Raw genomic sequence first — 19,302 nt, 5'->3', positions numbered from 1 at the left:
TGCCCTGGGCGGAGACCGTGCCTTGAACCGGGGGATGATCCCGGACTTCGTTAGTCCTGCTCATCTTCATCATCGCCGGCGCGGCGCGTCGCCGGTAAATAAATCTCCACCCGATCGCCTTCGCCGACCTGCGTATCCGGCGGGCACAGCCGGCCGTAGATGCCGATGCGGTGCGTATCCGGATCGAGATAAGGAAACAACTGCGGCAGCGGCGAGGCCAGGATGGCCTGGCGTACCGTTACCGGCGCGTCCAGCTTCATTTCAATACAGCGTCCCCGCGCGCCGTTAACGTGCACCACGGAAAATTTCATCAATGACAGCCTCCGGTGGGTTGACGGGCAAGCTTAAGCGACGCGCTTTCCCGGCTGGTCAGCCGTTTTACCAGCCGAATGCCGCCGAGCAGCATGCCCATCACCACAAACCCGCCGGGCGGCAGCAGCATCAGCAAAAAGCCCCGGTAGCCGGGCAGCAGATGCAGTTCGAGAAAATGAAAATGGGGACCGAGCAGCAGGGCCGCGCCGCTGAACAGCGTGCCGCTGCCGAGGATCTCGCGCACCGCGCCGACGCTGGTCAGGCCGAGGGTAAACCCCAGTCCGGTGGCCAGGCCGTCCAGCGCCGCCGGCAAGATTTTGTTATGGGCGGCAAACGCCTCCGCCCGGCCAAGCAGGGCGCAGTTGGCGACGATCAGCGGAATAAACAGCCCCATCACCTTATGCAAATCATGCATCCAGGCGTTCATGGTCAGGTCGAGAATGGTCACCAGCGAGGCGATAATGGAGATATAGACCGGAATACGGATCTGGTTGGGCGTGACCTTGCGCAACGCCGACACGATAAAATTCGAGCAGGCCAGCACCATGGCGGTCATCAGCCCCAGGCCAAGGCCATTGGTGGCGGTGGTGGTAATGGCCATCAGCGGGCACAGCCCGAGGATCTGCACAAAGGTGACGTTATTGGTCCACACGCCGGATTTCATAATATCCCGCAGCTGCGGCTGGCTGTTTTCACTCATTATTGGGTCCCCCGTTTTCCGGCGCGCCTTGGCCGCTCAAGAATTCCGCCTGTTTTTCCCGATACAGCACCAGGTTTTCATGCACTCCCCTGACCACGGCGCGCGGCGTGATGGTGGCGCCGGTAAAGGCGTCAAACCGGCCGCCGTCTTTTTTGACATGCCACTGCTGCTCGGTAAGATTAGTCAGCGACTTGCCGTCAAAGCTGCGGATCCACGGGCTATGGCCGAGCTCGATGGCGTCGCCCAGGCCCGGGGTTTCCTTGTGGCTTATCACCCTGACGCCGGTGATGACGCCCTTGGCGTCAATGCCGGTCAGCAGTTGGATAGGGCCGCCGTAGCCCTGGGTTTCGCTGGTCATGACGATGCCGCTGGGTTGCCCGTTGAGGCTGGCGCGGAAAAAGCTCACCGTCCGGCCGTCGATAACCAGGCTTCGCTGCGCGTCCGCCAATGCGTTGTCGTAATGACCGGCGGGGAACACCTGCGACAGCATGTTTTGGGTATCCTCCTTCTCGCGCTGCACGATTTGCCGATGGGTCAGCCACCAGCAGCCGGCCACCAGCAAACAGACAATCAGGGTAAAGGAACCGAGTAAAAACCCCTGGGTAATCGGGCTTTCACGCGTCGGCAGATACGTTGCCGCCGTCTGGCGCAGGCTAACGCTCATGATGATTTCTCCTTGCCGCCGACGTAGCCGTAGGCTTTGGGCTGGGTATAATTGTCAATCAGCGGCGTGACCGCGTTAACCAGCAGCACGGCGAAGGCCATGCCCTCGGGAAAGTTACCGAAGGCGCGGATGCAATAGGTGAGAAATCCCGCCAGTAGGCCGTAGATCAGGCGCCCGCGCACGCTGCCAGGGCCGGTGACCGGATCGGTCAGGATATAAAACGCCCCGAGCAGCAGCCCGCCGCTGGTGAGCTGGGCCAGGGGCGGAACAATGCCCGCCGGCGCAATCAGCCAGTGGATAAGGCCCGGAATTAAACAGCCGGACAGCGTGGCCAGTGGGATATGCCAACTGAACACGCGCTGCTGCATCAGCCACAGACCGCCCAGCAGCAGCAGGAGAGAAGAGGTTTCGCCCAGGCTGCCGCTGTGGTTGCCCAGGACATCGGACAGCAGTTGCGCCGGCGCGTGCCCGCTCTCCTTAAAGCCGCCCAGCAAGGTGGCGCCGGAGATGCCGTCCACGCCCAGGCGATAAAAGTCGCCGTTGTAGAACGCCGCCGGGCTTACCCAGCGGGTCATCTCCACCGGGAAGGCAATCAGCAACACCACCCGCGCCAGCATGGCAGGATTGAACAGGTTCTGCCCCAGGCCGCCGTAGATATGTTTGCCGAAGATAATCGCCACCGCGCTGCCGAAAGCGCCCAGCCAGAGCGGCGCATGCGGCGGCAGGCTCAGCGCCAGGATAAGCGCCGTGAGGATGGCGGCGCCGTCGAAGGTATGTCCAAGCGCCGCCGGATTGAGCTTCAGGCACAGGACTTCGCAGACAAGCGCCGTGAGCAGGCAGCAAAATATCAGCAGGACCGATTGGGCGCCAAACTGCAAAAAGGCCAGGATCGCCACCGGACACAGGGAAATATTGACCCGGTACATCAGCCGATCGACGCTGAGGCCCTGGTGGGCGTGGGGCGCGCTTAACATGGCGTTTCCTCCGAGGGCGGCGCGGCGCGCCTGGAACGGCGCGCGGGTTTCGCCGCCAGGGCGGCCGCTTTTTCGGCCGCCTCCCGCGCCAGTCGTTGCTGGCGTTTGGCGCTGTTGGCGCGGGTGCGCGTCAGTTTGTCTTCCTGGCGTGATATAAGCCTCAACTGCTGCTGGCCCCAATCAAAAAACTGCGTCAGCGGCAGCGCCGCCGGACAGACATAGGCACAGGAGCCGCACAGCAGGCAGGCGTTCAGCCCCTGCCGCCGGGCCTTGGCGAAACCGTCGTTTTTCAGCTCGGCGAATATGGCCTGCGGCGCCAGGCTCATCGGGCAGGCGTCCAGGCAACGGCCGCAGCGCAGGCAGGCGCTGGGCCGGGTTTGCGGCAGCTCATCGCCGTTAAGCAGCAACAGCCCGCTGGTGCCTTTGGTGATCGGCGTATCCAGGGAATCCACCGCCCGGCCCATCATCGGTCCGCCGAGCACCATGCGCGCCGGCGGTGACTTCAGCCCGCCGCACTGGCCGATAATCTCCTTAATCGTCGTGCCGACCGGCACCAGCAGGTTGGCCGGCTGTTCAATGGCGCGGCCGCTGACGGTAATGACCCGGTGGGTAACCGGCTTGCCGAAACGGATGGCGTGGAAGATGGCGATGCAGGTGCCGACATTCTGCACCAGCACGCCCATCTCGGTGGAGCGGCGATTTTGCGGGATCTGGCGGCCGGTCACCGCTTCTATCATTTGTTTGGCCGAGCCGATGGGGTAGAGCGACGGTAAAATCACCACCTCGATACCGTCTTCCAGCCGGCATAGCGCGTCGAGGCGGGCGATGGCCTCGGTTTTGTTATCCTCGATGCCGATATAAACCCGTCTGGCGCGGGTAATCTCCCGCAGGTAGCGAATGCCGCCGATGATAAATTCGGCCTGCTCGCGCATCAGCCGATCGTCGGTGGTGAGATAAGGCTCGCATTCGCCGCCGTTGACAATCAGGGTTTCAATGGGATAGCGCAGGCTCATGCGGATTTTATCAGCGGCGGGAAACATGGCGCCGCCCATGCCGACGATACCCGCCTGCTCAATCAGCGACAGCATGGACTGTATCCCGTCCAGCCCCGCGGCGGCCATCAGGCGGGGCGCCGCCGGCTGGTCGGCGGACACCCTGACGGTAATGGCGCCCAGTTCGCCGGCCATAACCTGGGTAACCACGCCGGCCAGGGCGCTGTGCACTGGCGCCGACATGCGCTCGCGCGCCTCGGCGATCCGCTGACCGGCAGTGACGTTGTCACCAACGGTCACCAGCGGCACCGCCGCCGGACCGGTATGCTGGCGCAGCGGAATCACCAGCTGGCGCGGCATGGACGCCAGCGGCCGGATGGCGATATCGCGGGTTAATGATTTGTGGCTGTAGGGGCGGATGCCGCCGTGCGGTTTTAACCTGGCGCTAAACATAGGATGCCTCCCGGACGTCGAAACGGGGTTTCGCGGCCGACGGGGTGAGCTGCGGGTCGTTTTGCAGCGAAATAGCCCGCCGCGGACACAAGGCGATACAGGCGGCGCAGCCGGTGCAATCATCACCCAGGATGCCGTGCTGTTGCCGGGCCGCGCCGATAATGGCGTCAAAATTACACTTCTTCTGGCAGCGCCCGCAGCCGTCGCAGTCCTGGGCGTTGATAACCGCCACCTGGGGCAGGCTTTCCCCGACGTCCCGCGGCGGCAGATCGAGCAGCTCGGCGATGCGTTTCGCCAGCGCCGCGCCGCCCGGCGTACAGGCGTCCACCGGCGCTTCGCCGCGCGCCATGGCGCCGGCCGCCTGGACACAGCCGGGGAAGCCGCACTGGCCGCACTGGCCGTTGGGCAGCAGGGCGACCACCGCTTCAATGCGCGGATCCTTGTCCACCTTGAAATAGAGGGCGGCATAGCCCAGCAGGTAACCTATCAGGGTGCCGATGGCGGGCACCGCCAGCACCGGTAAAATACTGTCCATGGGTGACTCCTTATCCGGCCAGCCCGGCGAAGCCGGTAAACGCCAGCGCCAGAATGCCGGCGGTAATAAAATTGATCGGCGCGCCGCGAAACGCCTGCGGCGGCGACGCGTTGTCCTGGCGCTCGCGCAGGCCGGAAAAAATGACCATCACCAGTGAATAACCCAGCGACGAACTGAAGCCGAACACCAGGCTATGGAGGAAACTCAGATTATCGTCCAGCACCAGCAGCGCCACGCCCAATACCGCGCAGTTGGTGGTAATCAGCGGCAGGAAGATGCCCAGGGTGCGGTATAGCGCCGGGCTTTGCTTGGCGAGAAACAGCTCCAGCAGCTGTACCAGCGAGGCAATCACCATAATCAGCGACAGCAGCCGCAGATATTCCATACCCAGCGGCACCAGGATCCAGTGATAGATAACCCACCCCAGACCCGCCGACAGGGTGATGACAAAGGTGGTCGCCATCGACATGCCCAACGCCGAATCCACTTTATTGGTAACGCCCATAAAGGAGCACAGGCCGAGAAAGCGCGCGAGCACGATGTTATTCACCAGGCCGTTGGCCAGCACTATCAACAATATTTCTTTCATTCGCATCCCCGACGGAACATCACCTTTTTATAGGGGGTTATTGCGAAAGCTGTGCCAACCCGTGCTGGATAAAAAATGGGCAAATTAAGTGCAGCGCAGGGATCATTACGGCGCGCGCCGCCGTCGGCCGGGGCCAGCCGGGGCGGCGGCGGCGGGCGAAAACGGCGTTTGCGGCCCTAAAACCCCTGTTCAGATCAAGGTTTCCAGCGGTTTTTAAACTTTCGGTACTAATCTTGCACAAATTATAGGGTTACAGCGGTTCATGCCATCCTGTCGGGTGATCAGACAAATTGTCGTGAATCGCACAGCCTGATTTTATCCCGTCCGCAGGAGTTGATATGCGTATTCCTTTATTTGACGATGCTTCGCTGATGGAACAAACCGTCCCTGCCGCGGTGTCCGCAACCTTGCATCCCGGGCTGTTTTATACGGCGGTTGAGCAGTCGTCGGTAGCCATCTCGATAACCGACCCGCGCGCGCGCATCGTTTATACCAATCTGGCGTTCCGGCAGTTGACCGGTTACGGCGAATCTGAACTGACCGGCGTGAACCACAACATACTGGCCAGCCGCCAGACGCCGAAAAAACATTACCAGGAAATGTGGAGCGCCATCACCCAGGGCCTGCCCTGGGTCGGGCAGTTAATCAACCAGCGCAAGAACGGTAGCCTTTACCTGGCCGAGGTCAGCATTTCGGCCGTTTTCAGCGCCGACGGCCGCATCGAACACTTCCTCGGCATGCATAAGGACATCTCCGACAGTTACGCCCTGATGCAGCGCCTGCGCAACCAGATGTCCCTGATAGCCGCGGTATTGAACAACGTGCCTGCGCCGGTGGTGGTGCTGGACGAGCATGACCATATCGTGATGGACAACCTGGCGTATAAAACCCTGTGCGCCGACTACGGCGGACGGGAACTGCTGGCGGAGCTGGGCTATCCGGCCAACAAGGCGCGGCTGGCGTCTGGCGCGCGCGTTACCTTGCAAATCGGCGGCGCGGCGCGGGTATTCGGCCTAAGCATCTGGCCGCTTGCGGAAGTGAATGAAGAGGTCAGCCGTTATTTCTCCGACGTCGCGCCGCCACGTACCCTGGTGACCCTGATCGATGACAGCGAGCAACAGCGACAGCGCGCGCAGCAGCGGCTGGAACAGCTTAAACAGAAATTGGTTTCCGGCAAGCTGCTGGCGGCGATCCGCGAATCCCTGGACGCGGCGATGGTACAGTTAAGCGGTCCGTTGAATATGCTGGCCGCCGCGCGCCGACTGAGTCCCGAAGGCTTGACGCACCCCGGACTTGATGCGGCCTGGCAGGAAGGGCAGCAGGCGCTGGCCCGGTTGCAGGCCTGCCGGCCTTCGCTGGAACAAGAGGAGAGCGATTTCTGGTCGGTGGGCGAACTGTTGCAGGATTTAGCCGATCTTTACCGGCCGCGCATTCGCTCACTGGGCGAACTGCAGTGGCGATGCGAGCCGCAGCTGTTGCTGGGCTTCGGCCAGCGCCACCAGATTTTAGCGTCATTAAGCCTGTGGCTCGATCGCTGCCTGATTCTGGCTAATGAACGTCCCGCCACGCCGCTTTTCATTACCCTGCATGCCTACGCGCAGGATAACGCGATCTTTTTCGCGTTAAGGGACAATTTGTCCCTGCAACCGGTACATCACGCCGCGCCGGCGCAAACCTTCACCCAGCCGGGGCACGGCATGGAGCTGCGGCTGATACAAACCCTGATCGGCAACCATCAGGGCATGATTGATCTTCATATCCAGGCGGAGGGTGGGACCTTGTTAACCCTGCGCCTGCCGCTGCCCGCCATGCAGCTCCGGCGTCCGGTCACGACAGGAGAATCAAAATGAGCCAGTTACCCACGCCCACGCAGGCTTCACGGCGTTTTGACCTTTCCCAGCAGTTTACCGCGCTGCATAAAATCAGCGTGGCGCTCAGCCGCTCGCTTGATTTGGGCCAGACACTGGAGGCCATGATCCAGGCGTTGTATGAACACGCCTATATGCAATACGGCATGGTATGCCTGTTTGACAAATCCCGCAGCGCCCTGTTTATCGAAGCATTGTACGGCGCCGATACCGAGGTGGTGAAGGGGTGCAAGAATGTACGTTATCGCATCGGCGAAGGCATTCTGGGCACGGTGATGAGCCAGCAGCGTTCGCTGGTGCTGCCGCGCGTGTCCGACGACCCGCGCTTTCTCGACCGGCTGAACCTGTATGATTACGGCCTGCCGTTTATCTGCGTGCCGATCCCGGGGCCTGACGGCGTGCCGCTGGGGGTGCTGGCGGCGCAGCCGATGGAACTGCATGAGGACCGGCTGCCGGCCAGCACCCGTTTTCTGGAAATGGTGGCTAACCTGATTTGCCAGACCGTGCGGCTGGTCGGCCATATGAGCGTTGAGACCGAGGCCCTGCGCCAGGAGCGCGATACCCTGCGGCGCAAGGTTAAACATCAGTATGGCTTTGACAATATGGTCGGCAACAGCCAGCCGATGCGCCAGATTTTCGACGTCATCCGCCAGGTGGCGAAATGGGACACCACCGTGCTGGTGCGCGGCGAAAGCGGCACCGGCAAGGAGCTGATTGCCAATGCCATCCATTACAACTCACCGCGTACCATCGAACCGTTCGTTAAGTTTAACTGCGCGGCGCTGCCCGACAACCTGCTGGAAAGCGAACTGTTCGGCCATGAAAAAGGCGCTTTTACCGGCGCGGTGCGCCAGCGCAAAGGCCGGTTCGAGCTGGCCGACGGCGGCACGCTGTTCCTGGATGAAATCGGCGAGAGCAGCCCGTCGTTCCAGACCAAGCTGCTGCGCATCCTGCAGGAGGGCGAAATGGAGCGCGTGGGCGGCGATACCACCATTAAGGTCAACGTGCGCATCATCGCCGCCACCAACCGCAATCTGGAGGAGGAGGTGCGCGCCGGGCGTTTTCGCGAGGATCTCTATTACCGGCTTAACGTAATGCCTATCAATCTGCCGCCCCTGCGCGAGCGCCAGGACGATATCGTCGGGCTGGCCCAGTTCCTGATCGCCAAGCTGGCGGCAAAGCAGGGGCGCAATCTGCGCATCAGCGACGGCGCGCTGCGCCTGCTGATGGGATATGGCTGGCCGGGCAATGTGCGCGAGCTGGAAAACTGCCTGGAGCGGGCGTCGGTGATGTCGGAGGAGGGGCTTATCGATCGCGACGTGATCCTGTTCAATCACAGCGAGGCATCGTCCATGGCGCCGGCGGGAATGCCGCGCGGTCCGGCGCCAACGGCGCTTGGCGACGCGGCGGGCGACGGCGATATGGACGATCGGCAACGGCTTATCGCCGCGCTGGAAAAATCCGGCTGGGTGCAGGCCAAAGCCGCGCGGCTGCTGGGCATGACCCCGCGCCAGGTGGCATACCGCATCCAGATTTTAAATATCAATATGCACCGTTTGTAGGCCGGGGGCGATATCTTTGCCTAACCGCTTTACGCTATTTGCGGGCTTGCCAGCGTTCGGCGGCCCACAGCGCGCGCTGTTCCTGGTCATGGAAGGTCCAGGCGATAAAGCGGCTGATTTTCTGCCCCTGGGCCATTTCCACGGTACGCACGTCGGCGGCGTTGGCGTGCTTTAACGCCTCATACAGCGGCGGCAGCGTGGTATGCCTGGACACCAGCGAGGTAAACCAGAGGCAGTTTTTGCTTTTGCCGACGCTCTCGGCCACCATTTTACCGACAAACGCCAGCTCTCCGCCTTCGCACCACAGCTCACTGCCTTTGCCGCCGAAGTTTTGCACCGGCTTGGCGGTCACCTCGCCTTTACCCAGCTTATGCAATTTACGCCGCGTGCTGGCATCCGCTTCTTCCTGCGAGGCATGGAACGGCGGATTGCACAAGGTGGCGTCAAATCGTTCGGCGATACCTATCATGCCGTCAAGAATGGCGCTACCGTCTTTTTGCTGACGCAGGCGCACGCTGTTTTTAAGCGAAGGGTTCATGGTCACGATCATTTTTGCTGCGTTCAGCGACAGCGGGTCGTTTTCCGTGCCGGTAAAGCGCCAGCCGTATTCGCGCTGGCCGATAATGGGATAAATACAGTTGGCGCCGATACCGATATCCAGCACGGCCACGCCTTTGCCGGTGGGAATCTCGCCGCCGTTGCATTCCGCCAGCAGATCCGCCAGGTAATGCAGGTAGTCTGCCCGGCCCGGGATCGGCGGGCAGAGATAATTGGCCGGAATATCCCAATGCTCGATGCCGTAATACAGCTTGAGCAGCGCGCGGTTAAGCATTTTCACCGCATTGGGATCGGCGAAATCAACCGAAATATCATCCCAGGCGTTGGGTTTGACAAAGGGTTCCAGCGCAGGGAGACAGGCTATCAACGCGGTGAAATCATAGCGTGAACGATGACGGTTGCGCGGATGCAGGTGATTTTTCTGCTGCGGGAAGGTCTTCTTTTTTTCCATCATGGTTTCCACCACCTCGTGTCCATCCATAAGCCGTCATGGGTCAACCGGCTTTTCCGGCGCTTAAGATAACACATCGCGCGCCGAAAGGCCGCTTGCCCCGGGACCGGCCCGGTCGTCCAGGATCCCGCGCTGTCGCCGCCGCGCGACGGGCGCGCATAAAAAGACGTTTCCGGCTTGGCAACCGGGCGGGAAAAGTGGCATGATGCGCAACCGTTTTTTTATCATAAAAATGATAATGTTCAATTAGTTACACTTGCAATTATGCTTATTTGCATTACTGGGGAATAAACGCAACATGCTGTTAAACAGGCTGAAATACCGTCCGTGCCGTGCGGCGCGATTTGTTGGGCCTGCCGACAATGCACAGCGCCCCGGCGCCGGCGAACGGGCAGGCGGCCGGACCCTGGTGCGCCGCTGCGCTTATCTGTTGATGACCGCCTATGTTTTGCTGGGCACCTTCGGGCGTTTTCCCTGGAAGGCGGACGAACCTTATTCGTTCAGCATCGTCTGGAATATCCTGGCCCACGGGCAGTGGCTGGTGCCCCACGTCGGCGGGGATCCTTTCCTGGAAAAACCACCGCTGATGTTCTGGCTTGGGGCGCTGTGCGCCAGGCTGATGCCGTGGCTGCCGCCGCATGAGTCTTGCCGGCTGGCGGTGTTGCTTTGCCTGGTCCTGACGTGTTGCGCCTATTGCCTGGCGGCGGCGCGGTTGTATGACGAAACCCTTCATCCAGGGCAAGGGGCGCCGGGCATTCCCTCGCGGCGCGACTGGCATCTGACGGCGCTTTGCCTGCTGGCCGGCACCGTGGGGCTGGCCGAGCACGCCCATAAATTTACCGCCGATCTCGGGCAAATGGCGGGCGCGGCGCTGGCGCTGGCCGCGCTGGTGCTGGCGTGCCCACGGCGTGGGGTTCCTCCCCCGGTGGGGCGTGCCTTTCGTCATGGCCTGTTGTTCGGGCTGGGAACGGGCGTGGCGTTTTTGTCCAAAGGGCTGCTGGTGCCGGGTATCGCCGGGCTGACCCTGCTGTTGTGCTTGGCGCTGGTGCCCGGGTTTTACCTGGGCGCGGGCAGGCGCTTTTGGCTGGGCGCGCTGGCGGCGGCGCTGCCCTTTGCGTTGCCCTGGCCCTGGGCCTTATATCGTGTCGAGCCGGATTTGTTCAACGAGTGGTTTTGGACGAACAATATCGGGCGCTTTATCGGCGCCACAGCGCTTGGCGGCCATGATAATCCCTTTCAGGACAGAGTCAGGGCATTGCTGGTGAACGGCGCTCCCGCCTCGATAATCGTGCTGGCGGGCCTGTGCGGCGTCTTGATGCGCTCGGCGCGGCGTCGCCTGGGCCCTGGATTGGCGCCACACCGCTTACGCCATGGCGCGGCGCGGATGCCTCAGGCTCTCCCGGCGCGCGCCGTGGGAGGCAGCGAAGGGAACGGGCTATCGGCCTGGCGGTCGTTCAGGCCCGCTTACGGCGTGACGGTGCTGTTCACCGCCGTCTCGGTGGTGACGCTGTGTGCGTCGGGGGCGATGCGCGATATTTATCTGATGCCGGTATATCCGGCCCTGGCATTGCTGGCCCTGCCTGCGGCGGCCGGTCTTGAGCGCCGCGACGGCAAAGGATGGATCATCGCGAGACGCACGCTGGACGGGCTGTTCTGCGCGGCGCTGGTGGTTATCGTCAGCACCTGGTACGCGCTGGTGAAAGGAACCGAACCGGCGCTACTACGCGGTCTGTGGCCAGGGGTCGACCAGGTTTTCCCATTGCCTTTCGCGCTGCGCCGCGAGCCGTGGGCGGCGATCGCCGCCGGCGGGCTGATGGCGCTGTGGTGGATGATCGCGCGCGCCCGTTGCGGCGTCGGCCCGCTTTTGGCGTGGACGTCAGGTCTTGCCACGGTGTGGGGAGTGGCCTTTGTCCTGTTGATGCCCTGGATTGACGCGGCGCGCAGCTATAAGGACGCCTTTTCGCCGCTGCGAAATTGGGTGGGCGCGTCCGGCTGCCTGGCCACCGACGGGATGGGCGAATCGGAGCTGGCGATGCTGCAATATGTTACCGGCACGGCGGGGCGGCGTATTTATGCCGGCCATTCCGGGCAAGGTGACGGTGTCACTAAAAATCCGGCCGCGCGGTCATGCGCGCTGCTGCTGGTGCAGGACAGCATCGCCCGGCCGGAGAAAAAAACCGGACGCCAATGGCTGCCCCTATGGCGCGGCGGACGGCCGGCCGACGATAACGCCTTTACGCTCTACCGCCTGGCCGGACGGGACGACCAGACGACCCCGCCGGGCTTGCCGTGACGCATCCGGCGTATTGTCGGTTTTAAGACAATGTCGGCACCGCCTGTTGTCATGCGCCGGGCGCGTTATGGCGAATTGGGAAATAATACCTGTTAAAACAGGCTCTTTATGGCCCCATCCATCCGGGCATGGCGATTGCAACAACCCGATCATGTGGTTTTGCATAAGGCGGTTTTCATGGCAACTTGTCAGTCCCCATCCGGCGGCTGCGGCTCTTCCGGCCCCGGCGCTTCCCTGACGCCGCTTCAGGCGGATAAAGTGGCGCAGCATCCCTGCTATTCGCGTTTGGCCCATCACCGCTACGCCCGTATGCACCTGGCGGTGGCGCCGGCCTGCAATCTGCAATGCCATTATTGCAACCGCAAATACGACTGTAGCAATGAATCCCGGCCAGGGGTGGTCTCCGAGGTGCTCTCTCCCGCCCAGGCGATTGCCAAGGCGCGCCATGTGGCGGCGGCGCTGCCCCAGTTGGCGGTGATTGGCATCGCCGGTCCCGGCGATCCGCTGGCGAATATCGCCCGCACCTTCAATACCCTCGAGGGCCTGAGGCTGGCGCTGCCGGATATGAAACTGTGCCTGTCCACCAACGGCCTGGGGTTGCCGGAGGTGGTCGACCGGCTGGTGGATATCGGCGTGGATCATGTGACCGTTACGGTCAATGCGCTGGACGCGGATATCGCGGCGCGCATTTATCCCTGGCTCTGGTTTGACGGCGAGCGGCTGGAGGGGCGGGAGGCGGCGGCGCTGCTGCTGGAACGCCAGCAGGAGGGTATCCGCCGCCTAACCGCGCGGGGCGTGCTGGTGAAAATCAATTCGGTGCTGATCCCGGGCATTAACGATCGGCATTTACCGGCGGTCAGCGAAAAGGCGCGCCAGTGGGGCGCCTTTTTACATAACGTTATGCCGCTGATTTCGCGGCCGGAGCATGGCACGGTATTCGGCCTGCGCGGTCAGGCGGAGCCCACCGCCGCGCAGGTGGACGAGGTGCGCCGGTTTTGCGGCGGGTCCATGCGGCAAATGTCGCATTGCCAGCAGTGCCGCGCCGATGCCATCGGCATGCTGGGGGAAGATCGCAGCCAGAATTTCCCGCTGTCGGCCATCCCCAGGGATGCCGGATCCTACCTGCCGGTACTGCGCCGGCGGGCGCAGATCCAGGCCGGCATCGCCTCGCAGGGGGAATCGGCCTCCGACGCCGCCTGCCTGGTGGCGGTGGCGACCACGCAAGGGGCGGCTATCGATGAACATTTCGGCCATGCGCGGCGTTTCCAGATTTACAGCCTGTCCGCCGCGGGCGTCATCCCCATCGGCGAGCGGTTTACCCCACCGTTTTGTCGCGGCGCCACCGACTGCGATGAGGATGAACGCGCAACGGAACAGCGCCTGGGCGAGGTGGTTGATCTGCTGGCGGACATGGCGGCGGTATTTTGCGCCCGTATCGGCTTGGGCCCCTGGCAGCGCCTGGAGCAGGCGGGCATAGAACCTTGCGTCGGCGGTGCCTGGCAACCGGTTGCCGCCACGCTCGGCCAGTGGTGGCAGCGGCGCAACAAGGCGGCGAGCGGCGCGGCCGGCGCGGATCCGGCCATCAAAGGGGTGGCCTGATGTGCTCGTGTTCCGCGAACATCATGCCTAACGCGCCGGTGGACATCTGGCTGCGCCGGCTGCTGGCCAATCATCTGGCGGGCGGCGCGCGTTTCCCCGCCCTCATGGGGTTGTCGCCGGCGCAGTACCAGGAACTGGCGCGGCGGGTGCGACTGGAGTCCGATCCGCGCTCGGCGGTCTTGCAACAGCAGGACGCGCTGCTTGCCCTGCTCGCGCGCGGCCGGCAGCAGGAATGCCGCGCGCTTGCCGACTGGCTGGCGCAATATATGGCCGCCGACGCCGCGCCGCTGCACCAACTGATCGCCGTCGCGTCGATGGGGTTTAATCATTTATGGCAGGATCTTGGGCTGGCGTCGCGCGGCGAACTGCGGGAACTGATGCAGGCCTGTTTTCCCGCGCTGGTGGCGATCAACGCCGGCAACATGCGCTGGAAAAAGTTTTTTTATCGCCAGGTTTGCCTGGCGCAGACCGGCGAGTCGACCTGCCGCTCCCCAAGCTGCGGCAGTTGCTGCGAATACGCCGGTTGTTTTGCTCCCGAGGACTGATCACCCCGCGCCGGCGGGTATCCGGTCGCCTGGGCGATGAGGCTAGCGCGGCTGCTGGCCCCAGGTCAACAACATGGCGACCAGCGCGCGCAGCGCCTGCTGTAGCTGGGCCGCGCGCGCTTCCAGGTAGTCGAACGGCGGCTGTTCGCTCATATAGTTGCACTGGGCCAGTTCCAGCTGTACCGCATGCTGGCGGGCATGCGGCTGGCCGTAGGCGCGGGTAATATACCCTCCCTTAAAGCGGCCGTTTATCACATGGCTAAACGGCTGTTGCCGGCAAAACGCGGCCAGCGTCTCGCCCAGCGACGGCGCGCAGCTCAGTCCGTCGTTGGTGCCGAAATTCAAATCAGGCAAGGTGCCTTCGAACAGCCGCGGAATAACCGAGGCGATGGAATGGGCGTCCAGCAACAGCGCATATTCATGCCGTGCCTTGATGTCGCTCAGGCAGTCCTGCAATGTGCGATGGTACGGATGCCAGATCTCATCCAGATAACGCTGCCGTTCAGCCTTATCGGGCGTGGCGCCCGGTTTGAATACCGGCGTGCCGTCAAACAGCGTTTCGGGATACAGGCCGGTGGTGGCGGTCGTGTACAAGGGCTGATCGTCGGCGGGGCGGTTAAGATCGATAACCATGCGCGAGTAGTTGCCGATAAGAATATGCGCGCCCAGGGCGCGGGCAAAATCATACAGCCGGGGAATGTGCCAATCGGTATCCGGCAACGGGCGGGCGGCGTCGCTCAGCCCGGCCTCCACCGCCGGCGTCAGCCGGGTGCCGGCATGGGGAATGCTCAGTAGCAAAGGAATGGTGCCCGCTTCATAAGTAAAGGGTTGGGTAATGCTCATCTGGGATGCCCTCCTGAAAGATCATGATAAAATGGGAAATTAAACGCGGCGTACGCCGCGGTAAATGACGCTGCCGGCCAGTTGTCCGCCCAGCCAGTACGCTAATTCCGCCGGATGCGCCACCGGCCAGTGGACAAAGTCGGCCATCTTGCCGGCTTCGAGCGTGCCCAGCGATTCCGCCAGGCCCAACGCCCGCGCCGCGTTTATCGTCACGCCGGCCAATGCCTCCTCGGGCGTCATGCGAAACAGGGTGCAGGCCATATTCAGCATCAGGCGCAGGGAGCAGGCGGGCGAGGTGCCCGGATTGATATCGCTGGCCAGCGCCATCGCCACACCCTCGCGGCGAAACAGCGCCACCGGCGGCAGTTGGGTTTCCCGCAGCATATAACAGGCGCCCGGCAGCAATACCGCCACGGTGCCGGACCGCGCCATGGCGCGGGCGTCGGCATCGGTGGCATATTCCAGATGATCCGCCGACAGCGCCCCGTAGCGCGCGGCCAGGCTACTGCCGCCCAGGGACGAAAGCTGCTCGGCATGAAGCTTGACCGGCAGGCCCGCCTGCCGGGCGGCGTCGAAAACCCGCGCAATCTGCGCCGGCGAGAAGGCCAGGTGCTCGCAAAAGCCGTCCACCGCATCTGCCAGCCCCAGCGCCGCCACCTCGGGGATCCAGTTTTCGCAGATGAGTGTTATGTACTCGTCGGCGCGTCCCCGGTATTCCGGCGGCAGCGCGTGCGCCGCCAGCAGGGTGGTCCTGACCTGCACCGGATGCTCCTGCGCGATGCGCCGGGCGACGCGCAGCATTTTTATTTCGCTCTCAAGGGTCAGGCCATAACCGGATTTAATCTCGATGCAGGTCACGCCGTCGGCCATCAGCATCGCCAGCCGGGCAACGGCCGCCGCCATCAGCGCATCCCCGGACGCGTCGCGGGTGGCATTGACGGTAGAGAGTATCCCGCCGCCGGCGGCCGCGATATCCGCGTAGCTGACCCCGTTAAGACGCTGCTCGAACTCATGGCTGCGGTTGCCGCCGAAGACCAGGTGGGTGTGGCAGTCGATAAAGCCGGGAGTGACGATGCCGCCGCCAAAATCATGGCCGGCCGCCACCGCCGCCGCCGGCAGCTCGCGCCGGGGGCCGACCCAGGCGATGCGATCGCCTCTGACGGCGATCGCGCCGTCCTTGATGATGCCATAGCGGCCGTCGCGCAGGGTCGCCACATCGGCGCCCGACCAGACGGCGTCAAACTGTTCCATTACCGGCATGGGTTTGCTCTCCCGATACGTTGATAAAAAAGCCGCTTCATTTTCCGCGGTGGTTCAGGCGCCGCGCGTGACATCCGCTAGACGATAAAACTGCCGAACAGTTGATAACGCGCGCCGGGATACAGCAGACGCGCGGAGGTCACCACCAGTTTGCCGAACCAGGTGCGGCGGTGAATCAGTAAACAGGGTTCGCTATCCGCCAGCTGGAGCAGCTCGCGCTCGCGGCTGCTGGCGTTTACCGCCTCGACCCGGTGCTCGCCGGCGGTAAGCGGCGCGACCTGGGTCAGGTAAATATAGGGCGTGATCAGCTTGAAATCCTGCCGCAGATAGTCGGGCGCGGTCAAGGGGTTGACACAGCGGTCTTCCAACTGCACGGCAATGTCGTTTTCATAGTGCACGATCAGCGAATGAAACAGCTGTTCCCCGGGCTGGATACCCAGCGACAATGCTTCCTCGCCGGTCGCCTGGCGCGCCTCGAGCGTCAGCAGCGTACTGCTGTGGCGATGGCCGCGGGCGGCGATTTCATCGGCGATATTGCGGACCTCAAGCAAGGCTGTCTGAGGCTTCAGTTCGGCGACAAAAGTGCCGACGCCCTGCATCCGCAACAGGTAACCCTCGCCGGTCAGCTCGCGCAACGCCCGGTTAATGGTCATCCGGCTGACGCCCAGTTCCGTCACCAGTTCGCTTTCCGACGGGATGCGCCGATGCGGCTCCCAGGCGCCGGAGCGTATCTGCTGCACGATAGCCTGTTTAACCCGTTGATAAATCGGCGCCGGCGTATCGCTCATGATGGCGGACAGTTGCGCGGCGGACTGTAATTCAGACACGTTTCCGACCTCTTCTGGCAGGGAGAATAAAAAACAGTTTACTGTTCAATTCAGCGTATGTATATGTATAGACAAGTGGATAAGCATTTCGTCTGGATACGCACCCCTATCACCCAAACATTAACCGGAAACCGCCATGCCCGTTTATTTCGCCCCCCGTGCGCTGCTGGCGCAGGGATGGACCCATAATGTCCGCCTGGAGGTCAATGCCCAGGGAACCCTGGTCGCCATTGACCCGAACGCCGGCGCGCAGGGCGCCGAAACCCTCGCCGGGCCGGTGTTGCCCGCCATGGCCAATTTGCATTCCCATGCCTTCCAGCGCGCCATGGCCGGACTGACTGAAGTCTTCGGCGACCCGAAGGACAGCTTCTGGACCTGGCGCGAGGTGATGTACCGCATGGTGCAACGCCTGTCGCCGGACCAGGTGGGCATTATCGCCCGCCAGCTGTATATCGAGATGCTGAAGGGCGGCTACAGCCAGGTGGCGGAATTCCACTACCTGCACCAGGATGCCCAGGGCCATGCGTACGCCCATCCGGCGGAAATGGCGCTGCGCATCAGCCAGGCGGCGGCCGAGAGCGGCATCGGCCTGACGCTGCTGCCGGTGCTGTACACCTACGGCGGCTTCGGCGAGCAGGCGGCAACGCCCGGACAGCGGCGTTTTATCCAGGATACCGACGGCTACCTGCGTCAGCAGCAGGCGCTGCAAGCCCATCTGTCCGGCCAGCCGCGCCAGCGCCTGGGCCTGTGTTTCCATTCCCTGCGCGCCGTCGGCGCGCGGCAAATCCACGAAGTGCTGCAGGCTTCACCGCCGGATGCGCCGGTGCATATCCACGTGGCCGAGCAGATCAAAGAAGTGGAGGATTGCCTGGCGTGGTCGGGCGCCCGCCCGGTCCGCTGGCTGATGGACCAGGTCGGGGTGGATGAACGCTGGTGTCTTATCCATGCCACGCATCTGGACAAGGCGGAGCTGGACTCCCTGGCGCGCAGCGGCGCGGTGGCGGGGCTGTGTCCCACCACCGAGGCCAACCTGGGCGACGGTATCTTCCCGGCCGCCGACTATTTCTCCCAGGGTGGACGCTGGGGCATCGGTTCGGACAGTCATGTCTCGCTTAACGTGGTGGAAGAACTGCGCTGGCTTGAATACGGACAGCGTCTGCGGGACCGGCGGCGCAATCGCCTGGCCGATGCGCTCCACCCCTCGCTCGGCGATAATCTCTACCTGGCGGCGCTGCGGGGCGGGGCGCAGGCCTGCGGCGTACCGCTTGGCGCGCTGGCGGTCGGCATGCGCGCCGATTGGCTGGTTCTGGACGGCGACGATCCTTACATCGACGCGACCGCCGACGGCGACCTGCTCAATCGCTGGCTGTTTGCCGGCGGCCCCGGCCAAATCCGCGATGTGTTCGTCGCCGGCCGCCGGGTCATCAGCGACGGGCATCATGCCCTGGAGCGGGAGAGCGCCCGGGCGTTCGCCCAGGTGCTGCGCGAGCTGCGCCGGGAGGCGGCATGAGCCGGCCGGTCAGGTTTTCGTTCGCCGGCCTGCCGGTGTCCCGCTGGCGCAACGGCGGCGGCGAGACGCGCGAAATCATCAGTTGCCCGCCGGATGCGGGCGCCGAGCCGGCGGCGTTTGCCTGGCGCGCCAGCATCGCCACCATCGACCGCGATGGGGCCTTTTCCTCTTTCCCCGGCGTGGATCGGATCATCGCCCTGCTGGAGGGGGACGGCGTGCTGCTGGACAATGCCGCGGGCGGCACGCATGCCCTGACCCGGCCCGGCGTGCCGCACGCCTTTGCCGGCGAGGACCGCATCAGCGCCCGGCTGGCGGGCGGACCGAGCCGGGATTTTAATATCATGATCCGCCGCCAGGAGCGGCGGGCGCGGGTAGAACGCCTTATCGGCGAGCAGATTCTGCCCGCCGGGCGCGACGGCGTGCTGTATGTGCTGGCGGGCCGCTGGCGCCTTGACGGCGAGGCGGCGCTTACGCCAGGCGAGGGCGTATGGTGGCAGCAGCTTGGCGCGCCGCTACGCCTGCGGCCGGCCGACGGCGACGGTGTGGCGCTGTGGGCGGATATCACCCACGGCGAGTTGCCGGCCATGCGTTGCGAATAGGATGAAAACTGTATCGATTCAACCCACCCCTGCATGGTTTTGGTGCATGACGCGCCATAATGCATCACCGGCCGCGCGCACCGCGCGCGCGACCTGCCCGGGGTCGCCGGGCCGGCCCCTTCAGGACGATGCCCGACGCCAAATAACGGACGGCGGGCAATATGGCAC

18 protein-coding genes are annotated in these 19,302 nt (G+C 63.5%); 7 read left to right on the top strand and 11 right to left on the bottom strand.

All coding sequences use genetic code 11. From position 1 onward, the window contains the following. Positions 1-50 precede the first annotated feature (50 nt). Genes VGC33_RS20490 through rsxA form a run of 7 tightly spaced genes read right to left on the bottom strand, consistent with a single transcriptional unit; the run spans position 51 to position 5,219 of the window. A complete protein-coding gene (locus tag VGC33_RS20490; protein WP_331122643.1) occupies positions 51-311 on the bottom strand; it encodes an RnfH family protein in 261 nt (86 codons plus the stop codon). Then, on the bottom strand, positions 311-1,012 hold the full coding sequence (rsxE, locus tag VGC33_RS20485) for an electron transport complex subunit E (RefSeq protein ID WP_331122616.1): 702 nt from the start codon (positions 1,010-1,012) through the stop codon (positions 311-313). Before rsxE ends, VGC33_RS20490 begins: the two co-directional genes overlap by 1 nt. Next, positions 1,005-1,676, bottom strand: a complete 672-nt coding sequence (rsxG, locus tag VGC33_RS20480; protein ID WP_331122615.1) for an electron transport complex subunit RsxG — start codon at positions 1,674-1,676, stop codon at positions 1,005-1,007. The genes rsxE and rsxG overlap by 8 nt, the downstream gene beginning before the upstream one ends. Next, positions 1,673-2,650, bottom strand: coding sequence for an RnfABCDGE type electron transport complex subunit D (locus VGC33_RS20475; RefSeq protein ID WP_331122614.1), 978 nt, complete (start codon positions 2,648-2,650; stop codon positions 1,673-1,675). Before VGC33_RS20475 ends, rsxG begins: the two co-directional genes overlap by 4 nt. Next, entirely contained in the window at positions 2,644-4,095 is a 1,452-nt protein-coding gene (gene rsxC / locus VGC33_RS20470; protein ID WP_331122613.1) for an electron transport complex subunit RsxC, read from the bottom strand. The genes VGC33_RS20475 and rsxC overlap by 7 nt, the downstream gene beginning before the upstream one ends. Further along, entirely contained in the window at positions 4,088-4,630 is a 543-nt protein-coding gene (locus VGC33_RS20465; protein WP_331122612.1) for an RnfABCDGE type electron transport complex subunit B, read from the bottom strand. Before VGC33_RS20465 ends, rsxC begins: the two co-directional genes overlap by 8 nt. 10 nt (positions 4,631-4,640) lie before the next feature. Then, the gene (gene rsxA, locus VGC33_RS20460) at positions 4,641-5,219 is read right to left on the bottom strand and encodes an electron transport complex subunit RsxA (RefSeq protein WP_331122611.1); all 579 of its coding nucleotides are present in this window, start codon (positions 5,217-5,219) and stop codon (positions 4,641-4,643) included. Positions 5,220-5,557: 338 nt separating this feature from the next. Between rsxA and VGC33_RS20455 the strand changes: the two genes are divergently transcribed. Further along, complete coding sequence (locus tag VGC33_RS20455) at positions 5,558-7,069, top strand: PAS domain S-box protein (RefSeq protein WP_331122610.1); 1,512 nt, start codon at positions 5,558-5,560, stop codon at positions 7,067-7,069. Beyond that, positions 7,066-8,649: a nif-specific transcriptional activator NifA gene (gene nifA, locus VGC33_RS20450; protein WP_331122609.1), complete on the top strand. Its 1,584-nt coding sequence runs from the start codon at positions 7,066-7,068 to the stop codon at positions 8,647-8,649. Before VGC33_RS20455 ends, nifA begins: the two co-directional genes overlap by 4 nt. Positions 8,650-8,683: 34 nt before the next feature. Here nifA and rlmF read toward each other — a convergent pair whose 3' ends face one another. Beyond that, entirely contained in the window at positions 8,684-9,658 is a 975-nt protein-coding gene (rlmF, locus tag VGC33_RS20445; RefSeq protein ID WP_331122642.1) for a 23S rRNA (adenine(1618)-N(6))-methyltransferase RlmF, read from the bottom strand. 298 nt (positions 9,659-9,956) lie between these two features. On the opposite strand from rlmF, the gene VGC33_RS20440 reads away from it, so the two are divergent. The 3 genes from VGC33_RS20440 to VGC33_RS20430 all read left to right on the top strand — a co-directional run bounded on the left by VGC33_RS20440 (position 9,957) and on the right by VGC33_RS20430 (position 14,095). After that, positions 9,957-11,951: an ArnT family glycosyltransferase gene (locus VGC33_RS20440; RefSeq protein ID WP_331122608.1), complete on the top strand. Its 1,995-nt coding sequence runs from the start codon at positions 9,957-9,959 to the stop codon at positions 11,949-11,951. Between the two features lie 177 nt (positions 11,952-12,128). After that, the gene (nifB, locus tag VGC33_RS20435) at positions 12,129-13,550 is read left to right on the top strand and encodes a nitrogenase cofactor biosynthesis protein NifB (protein ID WP_331122607.1); all 1,422 of its coding nucleotides are present in this window, start codon (positions 12,129-12,131) and stop codon (positions 13,548-13,550) included. Then, entirely contained in the window at positions 13,550-14,095 is a 546-nt protein-coding gene (locus tag VGC33_RS20430) for a nitrogen fixation protein NifQ (RefSeq protein ID WP_414636968.1), read from the top strand. The genes nifB and VGC33_RS20430 overlap by 1 nt, the downstream gene beginning before the upstream one ends. A gap of 42 nt (positions 14,096-14,137) precedes the next feature. On the opposite strand, the gene hutG is transcribed toward VGC33_RS20430, so the two are convergent. The 3 genes from hutG to hutC form a co-directional block, all read right to left on the bottom strand. After that, positions 14,138-14,938, bottom strand: a complete 801-nt coding sequence (gene hutG / locus VGC33_RS20425; RefSeq protein WP_331122606.1) for an N-formylglutamate deformylase — start codon at positions 14,936-14,938, stop codon at positions 14,138-14,140. A 39-nt stretch (positions 14,939-14,977) separates the two neighbouring features. Further along, positions 14,978-16,198 carry an imidazolonepropionase gene (gene hutI, locus VGC33_RS20420; RefSeq protein ID WP_331122605.1) on the bottom strand — a complete coding sequence of 407 codons (1,221 nt, stop codon included), beginning with the start codon at positions 16,196-16,198 and terminating at the stop codon, positions 14,978-14,980. A 77-nt stretch (positions 16,199-16,275) separates the two neighbouring features. Beyond that, positions 16,276-16,986 carry a histidine utilization transcriptional repressor HutC gene (hutC, locus tag VGC33_RS20415; RefSeq protein WP_414636969.1) on the bottom strand — a complete coding sequence of 237 codons (711 nt, stop codon included), beginning with the start codon at positions 16,984-16,986 and terminating at the stop codon, positions 16,276-16,278. A 175-nt stretch (positions 16,987-17,161) separates the two neighbouring features. On the opposite strand from hutC, the gene VGC33_RS20410 reads away from it, so the two are divergent. Together VGC33_RS20410 and VGC33_RS20405 are read left to right on the top strand one after the other, a co-directional pair. Next, on the top strand, positions 17,162-18,535 hold the full coding sequence (locus VGC33_RS20410; RefSeq protein ID WP_331122603.1) for a formimidoylglutamate deiminase: 1,374 nt from the start codon (positions 17,162-17,164) through the stop codon (positions 18,533-18,535). Continuing rightward, entirely contained in the window at positions 18,532-19,134 is a 603-nt protein-coding gene (locus VGC33_RS20405; RefSeq protein ID WP_331122602.1) for a HutD/Ves family protein, read from the top strand. Before VGC33_RS20410 ends, VGC33_RS20405 begins: the two co-directional genes overlap by 4 nt. Positions 19,135-19,302: the final 168 nt, after the last annotated feature.

The organism is Acerihabitans sp., assembly GCF_036398755.1.
Lineage (GTDB): Bacteria > Pseudomonadota > Gammaproteobacteria > Enterobacterales > Enterobacteriaceae > Acerihabitans.
Note: the sequence above shows the minus strand (reverse complement) of the source record. Positions and strands in the feature narration are given on the sequence as shown.